At 71.1% G+C, this 14,543-nt stretch carries 12 protein-coding genes; 7 read left to right on the top strand and 5 right to left on the bottom strand.

Features of this window, described 5'->3' with window-relative positions; translation table 11 throughout:
* Positions 1-3: 3 nt before the first annotated feature.
* Both AMK16_RS31640 and AMK16_RS31635 read right to left on the bottom strand, forming a co-directional pair.
* Complete coding sequence (locus AMK16_RS31640) at positions 4-1,167, bottom strand: acyl-CoA dehydrogenase family protein (protein WP_073920775.1); 1,164 nt, start codon at positions 1,165-1,167, stop codon at positions 4-6.
* A 60-nt stretch (positions 1,168-1,227) separates the two neighbouring features.
* The gene (locus AMK16_RS31635) at positions 1,228-1,980 is read right to left on the bottom strand and encodes an SDR family NAD(P)-dependent oxidoreductase (RefSeq protein ID WP_073920836.1); all 753 of its coding nucleotides are present in this window, start codon (positions 1,978-1,980) and stop codon (positions 1,228-1,230) included.
* Between the two features lie 216 nt (positions 1,981-2,196).
* On the opposite strand from AMK16_RS31635, the gene AMK16_RS31630 reads away from it, so the two are divergent.
* The 6 genes from AMK16_RS31630 (at position 2,197) to AMK16_RS31605 (ending at position 8,434) form a co-directional block, all read left to right on the top strand.
* Positions 2,197-2,538, top strand: coding sequence for a YciI family protein (locus AMK16_RS31630; RefSeq protein WP_073920774.1), 342 nt, complete (start codon positions 2,197-2,199; stop codon positions 2,536-2,538).
* A 44-nt stretch (positions 2,539-2,582) separates the two neighbouring features.
* Entirely contained in the window at positions 2,583-3,059 is a 477-nt protein-coding gene (locus AMK16_RS31625) for an SRPBCC family protein (RefSeq protein WP_073920773.1), read from the top strand.
* 245 nt (positions 3,060-3,304) lie between these two features.
* Positions 3,305-4,528 carry an acyltransferase family protein gene (locus AMK16_RS31620; RefSeq protein ID WP_143196919.1) on the top strand — a complete coding sequence of 408 codons (1,224 nt, stop codon included), beginning with the start codon at positions 3,305-3,307 and terminating at the stop codon, positions 4,526-4,528.
* Complete coding sequence (locus tag AMK16_RS31615) at positions 4,525-5,295, top strand: thioesterase II family protein (RefSeq protein ID WP_073920771.1); 771 nt, start codon at positions 4,525-4,527, stop codon at positions 5,293-5,295. Before AMK16_RS31620 ends, AMK16_RS31615 begins: the two co-directional genes overlap by 4 nt.
* 12 nt (positions 5,296-5,307) lie before the next feature.
* On the top strand, positions 5,308-6,864 hold the full coding sequence (locus tag AMK16_RS31610) for a class I SAM-dependent methyltransferase (RefSeq protein ID WP_073920770.1): 1,557 nt from the start codon (positions 5,308-5,310) through the stop codon (positions 6,862-6,864).
* Between the two features lie 184 nt (positions 6,865-7,048).
* Positions 7,049-8,434, top strand: coding sequence for an FAD-binding oxidoreductase (locus AMK16_RS31605; RefSeq protein WP_073920769.1), 1,386 nt, complete (start codon positions 7,049-7,051; stop codon positions 8,432-8,434).
* Between the two features lie 76 nt (positions 8,435-8,510).
* On the opposite strand, the gene AMK16_RS31600 is transcribed toward AMK16_RS31605, so the two are convergent.
* Positions 8,511-9,581 (bottom strand): DUF2855 family protein, encoded by a 1,071-nt coding sequence (locus tag AMK16_RS31600; protein ID WP_107417297.1) that lies wholly within the window; start codon positions 9,579-9,581, stop codon positions 8,511-8,513.
* Positions 9,582-9,874: 293 nt separating this feature from the next.
* On the opposite strand from AMK16_RS31600, the gene AMK16_RS31595 reads away from it, so the two are divergent.
* A complete protein-coding gene (locus AMK16_RS31595; RefSeq protein WP_073920768.1) occupies positions 9,875-10,999 on the top strand; it encodes an acyltransferase family protein in 1,125 nt (374 codons plus the stop codon).
* A gap of 67 nt (positions 11,000-11,066) precedes the next feature.
* On the opposite strand, the gene AMK16_RS31590 is transcribed toward AMK16_RS31595, so the two are convergent.
* Together AMK16_RS31590 and AMK16_RS31585 are read right to left on the bottom strand one after the other, a co-directional pair.
* The gene (locus tag AMK16_RS31590) at positions 11,067-12,647 is read right to left on the bottom strand and encodes an MFS transporter (protein ID WP_073920767.1); all 1,581 of its coding nucleotides are present in this window, start codon (positions 12,645-12,647) and stop codon (positions 11,067-11,069) included.
* 137 nt (positions 12,648-12,784) lie between these two features.
* On the bottom strand, positions 12,785-14,404 hold the full coding sequence (locus AMK16_RS31585) for an MFS transporter (RefSeq protein WP_073920766.1): 1,620 nt from the start codon (positions 14,402-14,404) through the stop codon (positions 12,785-12,787).
* Between the last annotated feature and the right edge of the window lie 139 nt (positions 14,405-14,543).

The following is a 14,543-nucleotide window of genomic DNA, read 5'->3' as shown; positions in this document are numbered from 1 at the left end:
GACTCAGGCGGCCGCCCGGACCCCCAGGCTGCGCGCGATCAGCATCCGCTGGACCTCGCTCGTGCCCTCACCGATCTCCAGTACCTTGGCGTCACGGTAGAAGCGGGTCACCGGATAGTCGTTCAGCGCGCCGTAGCCTCCGAAGATCTGTGTGGCGTCGCGGGCGTTGTCCATGGCGGCGGCGGAGGAGACGAGCTTGGCGACCGAAGCCTCCTTGGCGAAGGGCTCCCCCCGGAGCATCTTCGACGCCGCCTGGTAATAGGCGAGACGGGCCGACTGGGCCCGTACCTCCATGTCGGCGATCTTGAACTGGATCACCTGGTTCGCGCCGAGGTTGCGGCCGAAGGCCGTCCGCTCCCGTGCGTATCGCACGCTCTCGTCCACACAGCCCTGGGCCACACCGGTACCCACCGCGGAGATGGCGATCCGGCTCTCGTCCAGGACCGAGAGGAACTGCGCGATGCCCCGGCCCCGTTCGCCGAGCAGGTTTCCGGCCGGCACCCGGCAGTCGGTGAAGGTGAGGCCGCGGGTGTCCGACGCGTTCCAGCCCGCCTTGGAGTATTTCGGCGCCACCTCGAAGCCGGGCGTCCCGGACGGCACCACGATGGTCGAGGTCTCCTGGCGGCCGTCCGCGCGGACGCCCGTCACCGCGGTCACGGTGACCAGCCGGGTGATGTCGGTGCCGGAATTGGTGATGAACGACTTGGCGCCGTTGATCACCCACTCGTCCCCGTCGAGCACCGCCGTGGTGGTGAGCCCCGAGACGTCGGTGCCCCCGCCCGGCTCTGTCAGCCCGAACGCGCTGAGTGCCTCACCGGCACACAGCTGAGGCATCCAGCGCTCCTTCTGCTCCCGCGTCCCGAAGCGGTGGATCGGCATGGCGCCCAGTGACACACCTGCGGACAGGGTGATCGCGACTGACGTGTCGACCCGCCCGAGCTCCTCCAGCGCCAGGCACAGCCCGAGGAAGTCCCCTCCCGAGCCGCCGAACTCCTGGTCGAAGGGCAGGCCGAACAGGCCCATCCGGCCCATCTCGGCCACCAGTGCGTACGGGAACTCGTCCCGCTTGTAGAGCTCGCCGATGACCGGCGCGACCTCGGTGCGTGCGAATTCCTCGACGCTCTTGCGCAGGACCTCGTGCTCTTCGCCGAGCCGGAAGTCGATCACTGGTTCTCCTTGGAACGTCGGTACGTCTGTAGGCCGGTACGTCGTCTGTACGCCGGCCCGTCAGGCCGGGACGGAGCCGGTCAGGCCGCCGTCGACGACGAACTCCTGGCCCGTGATGTAGGCCGCCTTCGGCGACAGCAGGAACAGGACGGTCTCGGCAATGTCCTTCGGCGTACCGAGCGTGCCGAGGGCCACCTGGCCGCGGAAGAACTCGCGCACCGGCTCCACCGGAGCGACCATGTCGAACATCTCGGTGCGGATGTGACCCGGTGTGACGGCGTTGACCCGGATGCCGAACTCGGCGAGGTCCGGGGCCAGCGTGCGGGGCAGGTTGAGCACGGCGGCCTTGCTCGCCGCGTACACCGAGCCCGCGCCCATGCCGCGGTGGACCAGCCAGGATGCGTTCAGGACGATCGAGGAGCCCTCCTCCAGCAGCGGCAATGCCTTTTGGACGGTGAAGAACGAGCCCTTGAAGTTGGTGCCGACGACCTGGTCGAAGTCGGCCTCCGTGACGTCCGCGGTACGGGCGTTCAGACCGATGCCGGCGTTGGCGAAGACGCCGTGCAGGCTGCCGAAGCGCTCGCGCACCTGGTCGACGACGGTGTCGAGGTCGCCGGGGCGCGCGACATCGGCGGCCACGGTCAGGACCCGCTCCCCGGCGTCGAGATCCTTCGCCGCGGTGGCGAGGCGCTCGGGGTCACGGCCCACGAGGACGACGTTGGCGCCCTCTTCCAGGAGGCGCCGGGCGGTGGCCAGCCCGATGCCGCTGCCACCACCGGTGACCAGGACGGTCTTGTTCTCGAAGTCAGTCATGCGGTCAGAGTCGTGGCTGGCGTCGGCCGGGCGCATCTCCCGGATTGCGATGTGGGCCGGGAAGATCAGCGCCGGGTGCGGAACACATGGCTGGTATCAGCCCCCAGAGCAGCAATCTGGAAGATGTGGTTCAGGGGCGCGAAGCGAAAAACTGGTGGCGGACGAAGAGTGCTGCCGCACGCACTGCGGTGACAGGACACCAGAAGGAGAACCACCATGGCTCAGTACGCGGTCTTCATCTACGAGGCCGAGATCCCCGGCGGCTGGGAGAACGCCCCCAAGGAGCTGCTCGCCGCCCACGAGGCTTTCCCGGGCAAGGTCGAGGAGCTGGGCGGCAAGATCCTCAACGGTCTCGCCCTGCAGCCGGCCGGCACCGCCAAGGCGATCCGCGGCGGAGAGGTCTTCGACGGCCCGTTCGCCGAGGCCAAGCAGTCCCTCGGGGGCACCTTCGTGCTCGAGGCCCGTGACATCGAGCACGCCCTCGAGGTCGCCAAGGTCGTCCCGGTGCACGACGGCGGCGTCGAGATCCGCCCGCTGTTCGACGCCCCCGCGGGCTGATCCCGCCCTCCCTCTCCGCGCACCGCCCGAAAGGCACCAGCACCTTGACTGACACGACGCAGCTCAACGAGCTCACCGTCACCCGCACCCTCGACGCCCCGCGCGCATCGGTCTACCGGGCGTGGACCGACCCGGAGCGCTTCGCTCAGTGGTGGGGCCCGGTCGGCTTCAGCACCGACCCGTCGACCGTGAACCTGGACGTGCGCGTCGGCGGCGCCTGGAGCGCCACCATGGCCGCCGAAGGTATCGGCGAGTTCCCGTTCACCGGCGTCTACCGCGAGGTGGTGGAGAACGAGCGGCTGGTCTTCACCCTGGTCGACCCGAAGGACGAGAACATCGCCGAGCGCGCGGCACGCGGTGAGGCGGAGGAGCTGACCACCGTCACCTTCGCCGACCGCGACGGCGGCACGGAGCTGACGTTCCACCAGGCGGGCCAGTTCGACGACGAGAAGGCCGAGGAGGTCAAGGGGGGCTGGAACAGCTTCTTCGACTCGCTCGGCGCGTACCTGGCAAACGCCTGAGGGCAAGCCGGTACGACGGGGGCGGAAAGGGCCTGGGGAGAGCCCTTACCGCCCCCGTCGGCATGTCCGCTCCCGGGCCGGCGGCACACCGCCGCACCTCGCCGTGCCCCGGCCGGCAGCCCCCGCACACCCCGGTCAACACCGCAATCCGAGAGATGCCGCCGTGAACGACCGCCCTGAAGCTGGTCGAGTCTCTTCAACAACCAGGGGGTTGGACTGTGGCCACGACCACGATCAGACCCTCCGTGGACGCAAGCCGCCCCCGTACCACCGAGCGCCGGTTCTTCCCGGAGCTTGAGGGCATGCGCGGTCTCGCAGCCATGGGGGTGCTCACCACGCATGTCGGACTCAGCGCCGGCATCATCGGGCTCATGGACCAGGAGCCCAAGGGCTTCTACGGCGTCCTGCTCCAACAGCTGCAGGTGTCCCTGCCCATCTTCTTCATCCTGTCGGGCATGCTGCTCTACCGGCCGTTCGCACTCGCCACCCTCGCCGGCACCCGCAAGCCCGCCGTCAAGCCGTACCTGTGGCGCCGCGTGCTGCGCACCCTGCCCGCCTACTGGGCACTGGTCGCCGTCGCGATGACCTTCCTGAACCGCGAGAACATCCACGGCGCCTGGCAGGTCATCCGGGCCGTGCTGCTCCTGCAGGTCTACCAGCTGGACTCGCGCACCGTCGCCCAGGGCCTGGAGCAGACCTGGACACTGGCGACCGAGGTGGCCTTCTACGCCCTCCTTCCGCTCATGGCCCGCGCCCTGGACAAGATCGCTGGGCGGTCCCCGGACCCGGGCGTCCGCGTCCGCCGCATCCTGTGGGCCCTCAGCTCCCTGGTGGTCCTCGGGTTCGTGTTCTGCGTGTGGACCGAACTGCCCTCGATGGGCCAGTACCCGATGCAGAACGAATGGCCGCCGAAATGGTTCGGATTCATCGCCGTCGGCATGGGCCTCGCCGCCCTGTCCGCCGCCGCCGACCTCTCCCCGGCCACCATCCCGGCCATCTACCGCTGGATGATGAAGCACCCGCTGTGGTGCTGGGCCGCCGCGTTCGCCATCTATGTCGTCGCCTGCGTGCGTCCCATCGGCAAGCCCGGCTACGCGGACTACCCGGACATGGCCGGCGGCCTCACCGAGATGCTGCTCTACATGCTCTTCGGCCTGTTCATCGTTGCCCCGGTGACCGTGCCCCACGACCGGAGCAAGTTCGTCATCGCCGCCATGAGCAACCCGGTGATGCGCTTCTTGGGCCGCATCTCCTACGGCTTGTACCTGTGGCACATCGCCGTCATCTACTTCTGGCAGGGCGGGATCTTCGGGCCCGGCGGCTTCTGGAAGCTCTTCGGCATCACCCTCGGCGGCACGATCGTGCTCGCCACGGCCAGCTTCTACCTCATCGAGAGCCCCGCCATGAAGCTGCGCGAGCGGCTGGGCAAGGCCTCGGCGGGACCCAGCGTCGAGACGATCCATTCGTGACCTGGCTGCGCACGCTGAGGCCCGCTCCCCCCGGAGCGCTCCGTCTGGTGTGCCTTCCCCACGCAGGAGGAGCGGCCCACTCCTACCTCCAGCTCGCCGAGGCACTCGGCCCCGGAGTGGAAGTGCTGGGCGTGCAGTACCCCGGCCGCTACGACCGCATGGCCGATCCGCTGATCGGCGACCTGAAGATGATGGCCGGTCACATCGCGGCGGCGCTCGGTCCTCTGCGGGACGCGCCCCTGGCACTTTTCGGCCACAGCCTGGGCGGCCTGCTCGGTTATGAGGTGGCCGCGCGGCTGGAGGCGGTCGGAAGCGGGCCCGCGCATCTCTTCGTGTCCGCCATGCTCGCCCCGTCGCGCCACCACCACGACGGCGTCCACCTGCGGGACGACGAACAGATCCTTGCGGAAATCGCACGGCTGGGCGGCACGCAAACCGTCTCCGTGGCGGAGGAGATGTTCCTGCGCCTGCTCCTGCCGGCCGTCCGCAGCGACTACCGGGCCTTCGAGACCTACACCGATCCGGGGCACCGGCTCTCCTGCCCGGTCACCGCGTTCCTCGGGGACGCCGACCCGCTGGTGACCGTCGACGAGGCCCGTGCCTGGGCCGGTCACACCACCGGACCGTTCGCACTGCGGCTGCTTCCGGGTGGCCACTTCTACCTGACTGATCCCGGGAACACGGCGGAGATCGCGCGCGAGCTCTCCGGACAGCCGACGGGCGCCACGCGGCCGTCCCGGCACCCGGTGTCCGCCCATTCCTCCTGAAAGGACGCGCACATGACCGACCAGACGACCCCCCCGGCCGTCACCGACCACCTGGACGCCTTCGCGAACGCGCCGGCCGACCGCCTGGAGGCGCAATTCCTCCGCCTGGCCGGTGAGGTCTGGGGCCAGGACGGCGCGGCGAGCAGCGCCGCCACCGCGGTGCCGGAGCTGGTGTCCCTGCTCGACACGGTGGACGACGAGCGCAAGGGATACGTGGCGGTCCTGCTCGGACTGCTCGCCGAGGCGGAGCACCCGGCCACCGACGGCCCGGTGCTCACCGCCGTGGCCGCGGGCATCGGCCGCTACCTGGAACTCCTGGCCGGCAGCGGCGCGGGCACCCCCCTGACGACCGCGCTGCTCTACCTGCTCTCGCACTTCCCCCAGCACCGCGAGGCGATCCTGGCCGTGGCAGCTACGGAGGAGCTGGCCCTCGACTCCAACGACCTCACCCGCCTGGAGCGTACGCTGCGGGAGCTCGACCTCGACGACCCGGACCTCGGCCGCTGCTGGCCCTCGCCGGCGGCCTGGCAGCTCAACGAGGACGAGCGCGGGTTCGACAAGGAGTGGATCCGCGCTCTCACCCCCGAACAGGCCACCTCCAACTGGGACAACGACACCCGCACGGTGCTCGCGTACTCGGGCATGAAGGCCTACTGGGCAGTGCGCCACGGCGCCGCCCTGGAGACCGCCTACCCCATCGCCTCCACCGACGGCGCCGGCCCGGCCTCCGGCCTCGGCGCCGACGCCTTCGCCCGGCACGCCGACGCCCTGCGCTGCCCGGCCTGCACCGGCCGCCTCGACTTCACCGACGGCGGCGCGCGCTGCGCCGACTGCCAGGCGTCCTTCCCCCTGGCTCATGGACTCCTCGACCTGTCCGCCGGCGCGACCGGCTCCCAGGCGACCGAGGAGGACGAGACCGCCGACCTGCTCCAGAAGCTCGCCGCCATGCCCAGCATGGGCGTCTACTACGAATCCGTGCTGCGTCCCGCGTTCCTTCGCGTCGCCGGGCTCAACTGGGACGACGCCGTCACCCCGGAGGACGAGGACGCGTACCTCACCGCGCACACCCGCCCCGTCGACGGACCCGTCCTGGACCTGTGCGCCGGCGCCGGCCGCTGGACGGCCGTGGTGGACCAGGCCGTCGGCACCGAGCGGCTCATCGCCCAGGACCTGGGCCTGCCCATGCTCAATGCGCTGCGCCGGGCGCTGCCCGAGGTGCCGGCCGTCATCGCCAGCGCCCTCACCCTTCCCTACGGCGACGCCACCCTCGGCGCCGTCAACTGCTGGAATGCCCTGCAGGCATTCCCGGAGCAGGCCGACATCGCCATCGCCGAGATCGGCCGCTGCCTCAAGCCGGGCGGCACCTTCACCCTGCTGACCTTCCGCTGGGCAGACGACCCCATCGACCGCTACTTCCAGGGCTCGCACTACTTCCCCAGCCGGCCCGCGGGCATGCTCCTGTTCGAGCTGGACGAGATCAAGAAGTGGCTCGCCGACGCGGGTCTCGCCGTCGTCGAGGAGTCCGGCAGCGGTTCCTTCGTCTTCATCACCGCGCAGCGCACCGCGTAAGCCGCGCCCGGGCGGGCCCGGGACCCCGCGCCGGCCACACCGCGGCGCGAGGTCCCGGGCTGCCCGGGCCCAAGGGCTCCGCACACCAGGAGATGCCCCCGCACGGGGCCGCGTACGAGGCTGGTCGGGCGCCTGGGCGCCCGGGCGGTCCCGTACTGATCAGCGTGTTGGAGGAACCTCACCCATGACCATGGTCAACGAGTCCCCTGCGGACACGGCGCTGCGCGCAGACCCGGCCTACGAGGCGGCCACCCAGGTCTTCAACCTCTTCGCTCCGGTGTCACCCGCCGCCGCCGTGACCGCGCACTCCGTCGACGAGGTCCGCTCGGCGATCCGCCACGCGCGCCGACAGGGTTTGGGCGTACGGGTGCAGGCGACCGGCCACGCCTCCGCGACCGCCCGCCCCATGGGTGACGACCTGCTGATCCGCACGGCCCTGGGCGCAGACGTCGAGATCGACGCGCTGCGCCGCGTCGCCCGGGTGCCCGCGGGCACCCGGTGGGCCTCCGTCGTCGAGGCCGCGGCCCGGCACGGGCTCGCCGCGCCACACGGCTCGTCGCCCACTGTCGGTGTCGTCGGCTACCTCCTCAACGGCGGCCTGAGCATGTACGCGCGCTACACCGGACTCGCCGTGAACAGCCTGCGCGCCGTGGAACTCGTCACCGCCGACGGAGAACTGCGGCGCGTGGACGCCACCGACGATCCGGCGCTGTTCGGGGCGCTGCGCGGGGGTGGCGGAGGGTTCGGCGTCGTCACCGCCGTCGAGGTCGCGCTCTTCCCGGCCACCGCCGTGGTGACCGGCGCCGCCTTCTGGCCCGCCACCGACGCGGCCCGGCTGCTGCCCCTGTGGCGGAGGTGGACCGAGACGGCCCCTGCCACGGCCACCACCTCCATCCGGGTCATGAACCTTCCCAGGCTTCCGGAGATCCCGGCCGTCCTGACGGCCGGCCCCATCCTGTGCCTGGACGGTGTGGTGCTCGCCCCGGGCGAGGACGACCTCGACGCGATGCGACAGCAGGCACAGGATCTCCTCGCCCCGCTGCGAGCCGCCGCCGAGCCGGTGATGGACACCTGGCAGGAAGCCGGCCCCACCCTCGTACCCGACACCCATATGGACCCCCCGGAGCCGGTGCCCGTCCTCGGCGACCACATGCTGCTCGGCGAGCTCGGTGACGAGGGCATCGCCGAGTTCCTGCGCGTGACCGTCGACCGGCCGGGCTCGGCCCTGACCGTCGCCGAACTGCGCCAGCTCGGCGGCGCGCTCGCCACGGCGCCCCCCGGCTCCGGCGCGCTCGGCCGCCTCGACGCCCGGTACGCCTACTCGGGCGCCGGAGTTCCCGGCGGCGACGCCACCGAGCAGGAGATCCGCGAGCACTGCGCGCTGGTCCGCGAAGCGCTCGGCCGCTGGGACACCGGCCGTACCGCGCCGACCTTCGTCGCCTCCCTGGAGCAGCCCCAAGGGCACCTGGACGCCGAGGGCGTCCTCGCCGTGGACCGGGTTCGGCTGCGGATCGATCCCGACGGGTTGTTCCGCGGCGACGTCGCCCCGGGCAGCTCCCTGCTGGTCTGATCCGCCCGCGAAGACGGCGAAGGCGCCGCCACCGTGTCCACCGGTGGCGGCGCCTTCTGCGGCTGTGGATCGTGGATCAGCGGGCGACGGCCACGGTGCCCGTGTCGGGGGGGAGGGCCCCGTCGATCAGGGAGCGGTAGGCGGCAGCCAGCGCCTGGGGACCGGCCGCCCGGCTGACGGTGAGCCACGACAGTGCGGCCTCGACGAACTTCTCCTCGGACCGGCCGTAGCGGGTCCGGTACTCCTCCTCACCCTCCTTTTCGATGAGGCGCTGTTCCTCGGTGGGGGTGAAGAAGATCCACGGCTCGGGATGGGTCAGCTCCGGCGGCGGCTCGATCTCCGCACCGGGATGGGTGTAGCCGACCAGCAGCGCGTCCTTCAGAGCGGCGCCGAAGCGGTCGTAGAGGAGGAAGAGCCGCTCCGCCTGGCCGGTGAAGTCGACGAGCACGGCCGATGCGGGCACCTCGGCCGAGGGCACGTCCTCGTAGGTGATGACCTCGTCGTAGTGGCCGAGCCCGCGGGTGAAGTCCAGGTTGGCCGCCCCGGTCACGCCCACGGTGCGCAGGCCCTCACGGCCGGCCAGCAGGGCCGCCAGGCCCACGGCGGTCTTGCTGGAGGCGCTGGTGATCAGAACCGTGCCCGACTCGACCTCACGGCTGAGGAATTCGGCGAGGTTGAACGAGGCCGGGTACAGCGGCCGCAGCAGCAGACGATGGTCGTCCAGCGCATCCGGTTCCCCGGCCGGCAGGTACTCGCGGTACCAGGGGTGCAGGTAGTCCCGCCCGGGAGCGGTGTCGGCGAAGCCGCGCGGGGTCGGGCTCGCCGCGAGCGTGACGTGCGAGGAGAGCGGCAGGAAGCCGAAGTAGCGGGTGCCGACGGTGATCTCGGGGTGCAGCGACTCCTCGACCCGGGCGTAGCCCCAGGTCGGGACACGGCCGTGGCCGTCCGGACCGGGAAAGGCGTCGAAGAAGGGCAGCTCGGACTCGCCCAGGCGCGCGTACGTGGCAGTGATCGCCGTCAAGGCGAACTTCTCCGCCACCAGGCGCACTTCGCCTGGCCGCAGCGGTTCCAGGGACGCCTGCCGGATCTCGCCGTCGGCGAGGTCGTCCCGCCTGACCAGCAGATCCCACCTGTCCAGATCGGGCACGTGCGTCTCCCCTTCGTCTTGCGGTGCGGCGGCCCGGTTCGGCCCGCCGGGGCCATCGTCAGGGCCCGGTCCGCACGGACGCATCTCCTGGCTTGCGGTGGCGGACCCCCGGCAGAACGCACCGGCAGCGCCGCAATCTCGAAGATGCCGGTGCGGTGGCCGACTTGCCACAGTCGCGACATCCGGATCCGGCCATCCAAAGAACGGGAAAGCGAACCCAGATGACACAGCGACCGACGAGATCCGCGACCGCAACCGCGGCCGTGCAGTCCCGGCTTCCTTCCCTGACCGGTATGCGCTTCGTCGCAGCGGCCATGGTGTTCTTCTTCCACGCCACGTTCGAGCACTTCGCCTCCGGCGGCGCCCAGGGCGTCGCCGAAAAGTCCTTCATCCAGGGCGGCTGGACCGGGGTCGGTTTCTTCTTCATCCTCAGCGGATTCATCCTGACCTGGTCGACCCGTGCCCGCGACACCACCTCGGCCTTCTACCGGCGCCGCTTCTTCAAGGTCTACCCCCTCCACCTGCTCACCCTGATCGCCGCGGCCGCCCTGATGGTCTGGGTCGCGGGTGCGCCGATCGACGGCTGGCAGGCCGTCACGCACCTCTTCCTGCTCCAGTCGTGGTCCCCGGACATCATGGTCCGCAGCGGTTTCAACGGGGTGGCCTGGTCGCTCTCCTGTGAGGTGCTCTTCTACGCCCTCTTCCCCGTCCTGATCCGCATCGTCAACCGCATCCGTCCCGAGCGCCTGTGGCTGTCGGCCGGCGTCGTGGTCGCCCTGGTCCTGGCCGTTCCCTTCGTCTCCGGGCTGCTGCCCGACCAGACGCTGGTCCCGATGGTGAACCTCACCTCCTCGGACATGTGGCTGGTCTACATGTTCCCGGGTACCCGCCTGCTCGACTTCGTCTTCGGCATCATCCTGGCCAAGGTGGTCATGACCGGCCGCAGGCTGCCGCTGGGCTTCGGCGGTTCGCTCGCCCTCGTCGCCGTGGCGTACGTGGCCGCCCCGTACTTCCCGGCCCCCTACAACCTGGTCGGGGTCATGCTGGTGCCGCTCGGACTGCTCGTGGCCTCGGCCGCCGCGCACGACAGCGCCGGCCGCGGCAGCTGGTTCGCCACGCGTCCGATGGTCTGGCTCGGCGAGATCTCCTTCGCCTTCTACATGCTCCACCAGCTCGTGCAGAGCTACGGCCACCGGTTCCTCGGCGCCACCCGGAGCTGGGACACCGTTCCCGCGATCGGCGTCGTCGGGGCGCTTCTGGCGGTCACCGTGGTGCTGGCGTGGCTGGCGTACGCCCTGGTCGAGCGCCCGGTCATGAAGCGCTTCTCCCGCTCCCGCCGGCGCGGCCACATCATCGCCGTACCGTCCGCGGCGCCGGCCGAAGCGGCGGCCGAAGAGCGCCAGCCCGCGCTGCTCTGACCGATCCGGACGCCACGCGCCCGGCCCCGCGGCGGCGGGCCGGGCGCTTTCACGTGGTCCCGGGGCGTCAGCCCGACGAGGAAGCCGCCACGGGCAGCCCGGCCTCCGCCGCTGCCTGCGGGCCGGCAGCGTCCTGGCCGGCGTCAGCTTCGGGACCCGCCGCCGCCTGCGCGCCGAGGACCGGCACGTGGCGCAGGACGACCGCGACCAGGACGGCCACCGCGGCGAGCAGCACCACACTGACGCCGACCACGGTCAGCATGGCGCCGGTGAACGCCTCACCGGCCATGGCGACCAGTTTGGAAGCGAGCGGTTCGGCCAGGCCGCCGGCCGCCGACACCGCACCCGCCACGCTCTCGCGCGCGGCGTCGGCCGCGGCGGACGGGAGGCCCGCCGGGAGGTTCTCGGAGATCTGGTCGCGGTAGACGGTGGTGCCGACGGTGCCGACGACCGCGATGCCCAGCCCGTAGCCGAACTCGTTGCTGGTCTGGGAGAGCGAGGCCGCCGAACCCGCCCGCTCCGGAGGGGCGGAGCCGACGACGAGGTTGGTGCCGAGGGCCATGAGCGGCCCACCGCCCAGCCCGTTCAGCGCCCAGCCCACGATCAGCCAGACGGTACCCGAGCCGGCCTCTGCCTGCAGCAGCACCACGAAACCGGCGACCACCAGGGCCAGGCCGCCGGCGATGACGTAGGCCGGGCGGATCCTGCGGGCGAGCACGGGCGAGACGGTGATGCTGAGGATGGACGCGGCCATCCCGGGCAACAGCCCCAGACCCGCCGCCAGGGGCGACATGCCGTCGACCGACTGGAAGTACTGCGTGACGAACAGCATCGTCGTGCCGGTGAGCGCGCTGTAGAAGAGCATGCTCACCAGGGCCGCGCTGAGCGGGGCGTTGCCGAAGAGCCGCAGGTCCAGCAGCGGGGACTCCAGCCGGCGCTGGCGGCGTACGAAGACGGTCCCGAAAGCCAGGCCCAGGACGGCGGCGGCGGTCGGCAGCGGCTCCCAGCCCTCCTTCGCCACCGTCTTGAGGCCGTAGATGAAGGGGAGTACGGCCGCGAGGGAGAGGGCGACGCTGGGCAGGTCCAGGCGTCCGGCCTGGGGTGCCTTGTACTCGGGCAGCAGGGCGGGACCCAGCAGGAGCAGCACGGCCATGGCGGGTACGCCGAGGAGGAAGACGGAGCCCCACCAGAAGGTGCTGAGCATGGCGCCGCCGGCGATGGGGCCGACGATGGCGCCGATGGAGAAGCAGCCGGCCCAGATGCCGATGGCCATGCCCATCTGCTTGGGGTCGCGGAACATGTTGCTGATGAGGGCGAGGGTCGAGGGGGCCAGGGTGGCGCCGGAGATGCCGAGCAGGGCGCGGGCGGCGATGAGCATTTCGGGGCTGGTGGAGAAGGCGGCCAGCAGGGAGGCGGCACCGAAGACGGCGGCGCCGATCAGGAGGAGTTTGCGGCGGCCGATGCGGTCGCCGAGGGTGCCCATCGTGACCAGGAAGCCGCCGACCATGAAGCCGTACATATCCATGATCCACAGCTGCTGGGTGCTGCTGGCCCCCAGGTCGGTGCTCATTTGCGGCAGTGCCAGCAACATGGCGAACACGTCGAAGGAGACGAGCAGGGTGGGCAGGGCGAGGATCGCCAGGCCCATCCACTGACGTCTCCCCGCGCGCGGGGCGGCTCCGGTCGTGCTCACGTTTCGGTCCTTCCGGTGGTGGGCGGCAGGAAAGCCGTGGAGGCCGTGACGGTCGCCACGGCCTCCACGGGTCGGTGTGTCCGGGGTCGGGATCAGCCGGTCGCGGTCGTGACCGGGCTGTCGGCCTCCCGCTGCTCCGCCTCCTGCTGGTCCGCGGGAGCCGAAGCCGGTCCCTCACCGCCGCCCTGAGCGGCGCCGAAAGCGGGAACCTGGCGCAGGAGCGCGAGGACGGTGACGGCAACGAGGGCCATCAGCACCATGGCGGTGGCTCCGACGGCGTTGACCCCGCTGACGAAAGCCTCGCGAGCGGCGGAGGCCAGCGAGTCGCCGACCGGTCCGGAGATCGCGGCCGCTTCGGTGAGAGCGCTCGCCAGTCCTTCCCGGACCGTGTCGGCAGCAGCGGACGGGAGGCCCGCCGGGAGGTTCTCGGAGATCTGGTCGCGGTAGACGGCGGTGCCGACGGTGCCGACGATCGCGATGCCCAGACCAGCCCCGAACTCATTGCTGGTCTGCGAGAGCGAGGCCGCGGCGCCCGCCTTCTCCGGCGAGGCCGAGCCGACCACCAGGCCGGTGCCGAGGGCGACGAGCGGGCCGCCGCCCAGGCTCGCGAGGGCGAAGCCCGTCATCAGGACGGCCGGGCCGGAATCGGCGCCGACGAGGAAGAACAGCAGGTAGCCGCTCAGCGAGACCAGCAGACCGCTCGCGATGAGGTAGGCCGGGCGGATCTTGCGGGCGAGCACCGGAGCGAAGGACATGCCCGCGATGGAGACGACCAGACCGGGGACGAGCGCGAGCCCCGCCTGCAGCGGCGTCAGATCGGTGACCAACTGGAAGAACTGACCGAGGAACAGCAGACTGGCGCCGCCGAGCATGCTGAAGACCAGCAGGCTGACGAGGGCGCCGCTCAGGCTCTTGTTCTTGAACAGGGACAGGTCCAGCAGCGGGTCCTTCAGGGCGTGCTGGCGGCGGACGAAGAGCACGCCGATGGCCAGGCCCACGACGACGGCCGCGACCGGCAGCGCGGAGAAGCCCTGCCGGGCGATCTCCTTGAGGCCGTAGATGAAGGGGAGTACGGCCGCGAGGGACAGGGCGACGCTGGGCAGGTCCAGGCGTCCGGCCTGGGGCGCCTTGTACTCGGGCAGCACCTTGCCGCCGACCACGAGCAGGACCAGCATCACCGGTACGCCGAGGAGGAAGACGGAGCCCCACCAGAAGGTGCTGAGCATGGCGCCGCCGGCGATGGGGCCGACGATGGCGCCGATGGAGAAGCAGCCGGCCCAGATGCCGATGGCCATGCCCATCTGCTTGGGGTCGCGGAACATGTTGCTGATGAGGGCGAGGGTCGAGGGGGCCAGGGTGGCGCCGGAGATGCCGAGCAGGGCGCGGGCGGCGATGAGCATTTCGGGGCTGGTGGAGAAGGCGGCCAGCAGGGAGGCGGCACCGAAGACGGCGGCGCCGATCAGGAGGAGTTTGCGGCGGCCGATGCGGTCGCCGAGGGTGCCCATCGTGACCAGGAAGCCGCCGACCATGAAGCCGTACATATCCATGATCCACAGCTGCTGGGTGCTGCTGGCCCCCAGGTCGGCGCTCAGTTGCGGCAGTGCCAGCAACAGCACGAACATGTCGAAGGAGACGAGCGTCGCAGGGAGGGCGAGGACCGCGAGGCCCAGCCACTCCCGACGCCCTGCTTTGGGCGCAGCGTCTGTCGTCACGATGTGGTCCTTTCGTTCACGGGGCTGCCGCTCGGGGGTGGGGGCACCCGCGTGGAGATGAACTGGAAGATCGTCCCGTGGTGGACGGAGGGCAGCCCGGAGCTCCCGGCCAATCGGAACATCTCATTCCGCCTTTGTG

It is taken from the genome of Streptomyces sp. CB00455, from assembly GCF_001905445.1.
Classification (GTDB): domain Bacteria; phylum Actinomycetota; class Actinomycetes; order Streptomycetales; family Streptomycetaceae; genus Streptomyces.
Note: the sequence above shows the minus strand (reverse complement) of the source record. Positions and strands in the feature narration are given on the sequence as shown.

What these genes read in the sequence shown, in the direction of transcription:
- AMK16_RS31635 (WP_073920836.1), bottom strand. Translation starts at nt 1,980, where the DNA reads ATGACTGACTTCGAGAACAAGACCGTCCTGGTCACCGGTGGTGGCAGC.
- AMK16_RS31630 (WP_073920774.1), top strand. Translation starts at nt 2,197, where the DNA reads ATGGCTCAGTACGCGGTCTTCATCTACGAGGCCGAGATCCCCGGCGGC.
- AMK16_RS31610 (WP_073920770.1), top strand. Translation starts at nt 5,308, where the DNA reads ATGACCGACCAGACGACCCCCCCGGCCGTCACCGACCACCTGGACGCC.
- AMK16_RS31605 (WP_073920769.1), top strand. Translation starts at nt 7,049, where the DNA reads ATGACCATGGTCAACGAGTCCCCTGCGGACACGGCGCTGCGCGCAGAC.
- AMK16_RS31595 (WP_073920768.1), top strand. Translation starts at nt 9,875, where the DNA reads ATGCGCTTCGTCGCAGCGGCCATGGTGTTCTTCTTCCACGCCACGTTC.
- AMK16_RS31590 (WP_073920767.1), bottom strand. Translation starts at nt 12,647, where the DNA reads ATGGGCCTGGCGATCCTCGCCCTGCCCACCCTGCTCGTCTCCTTCGAC.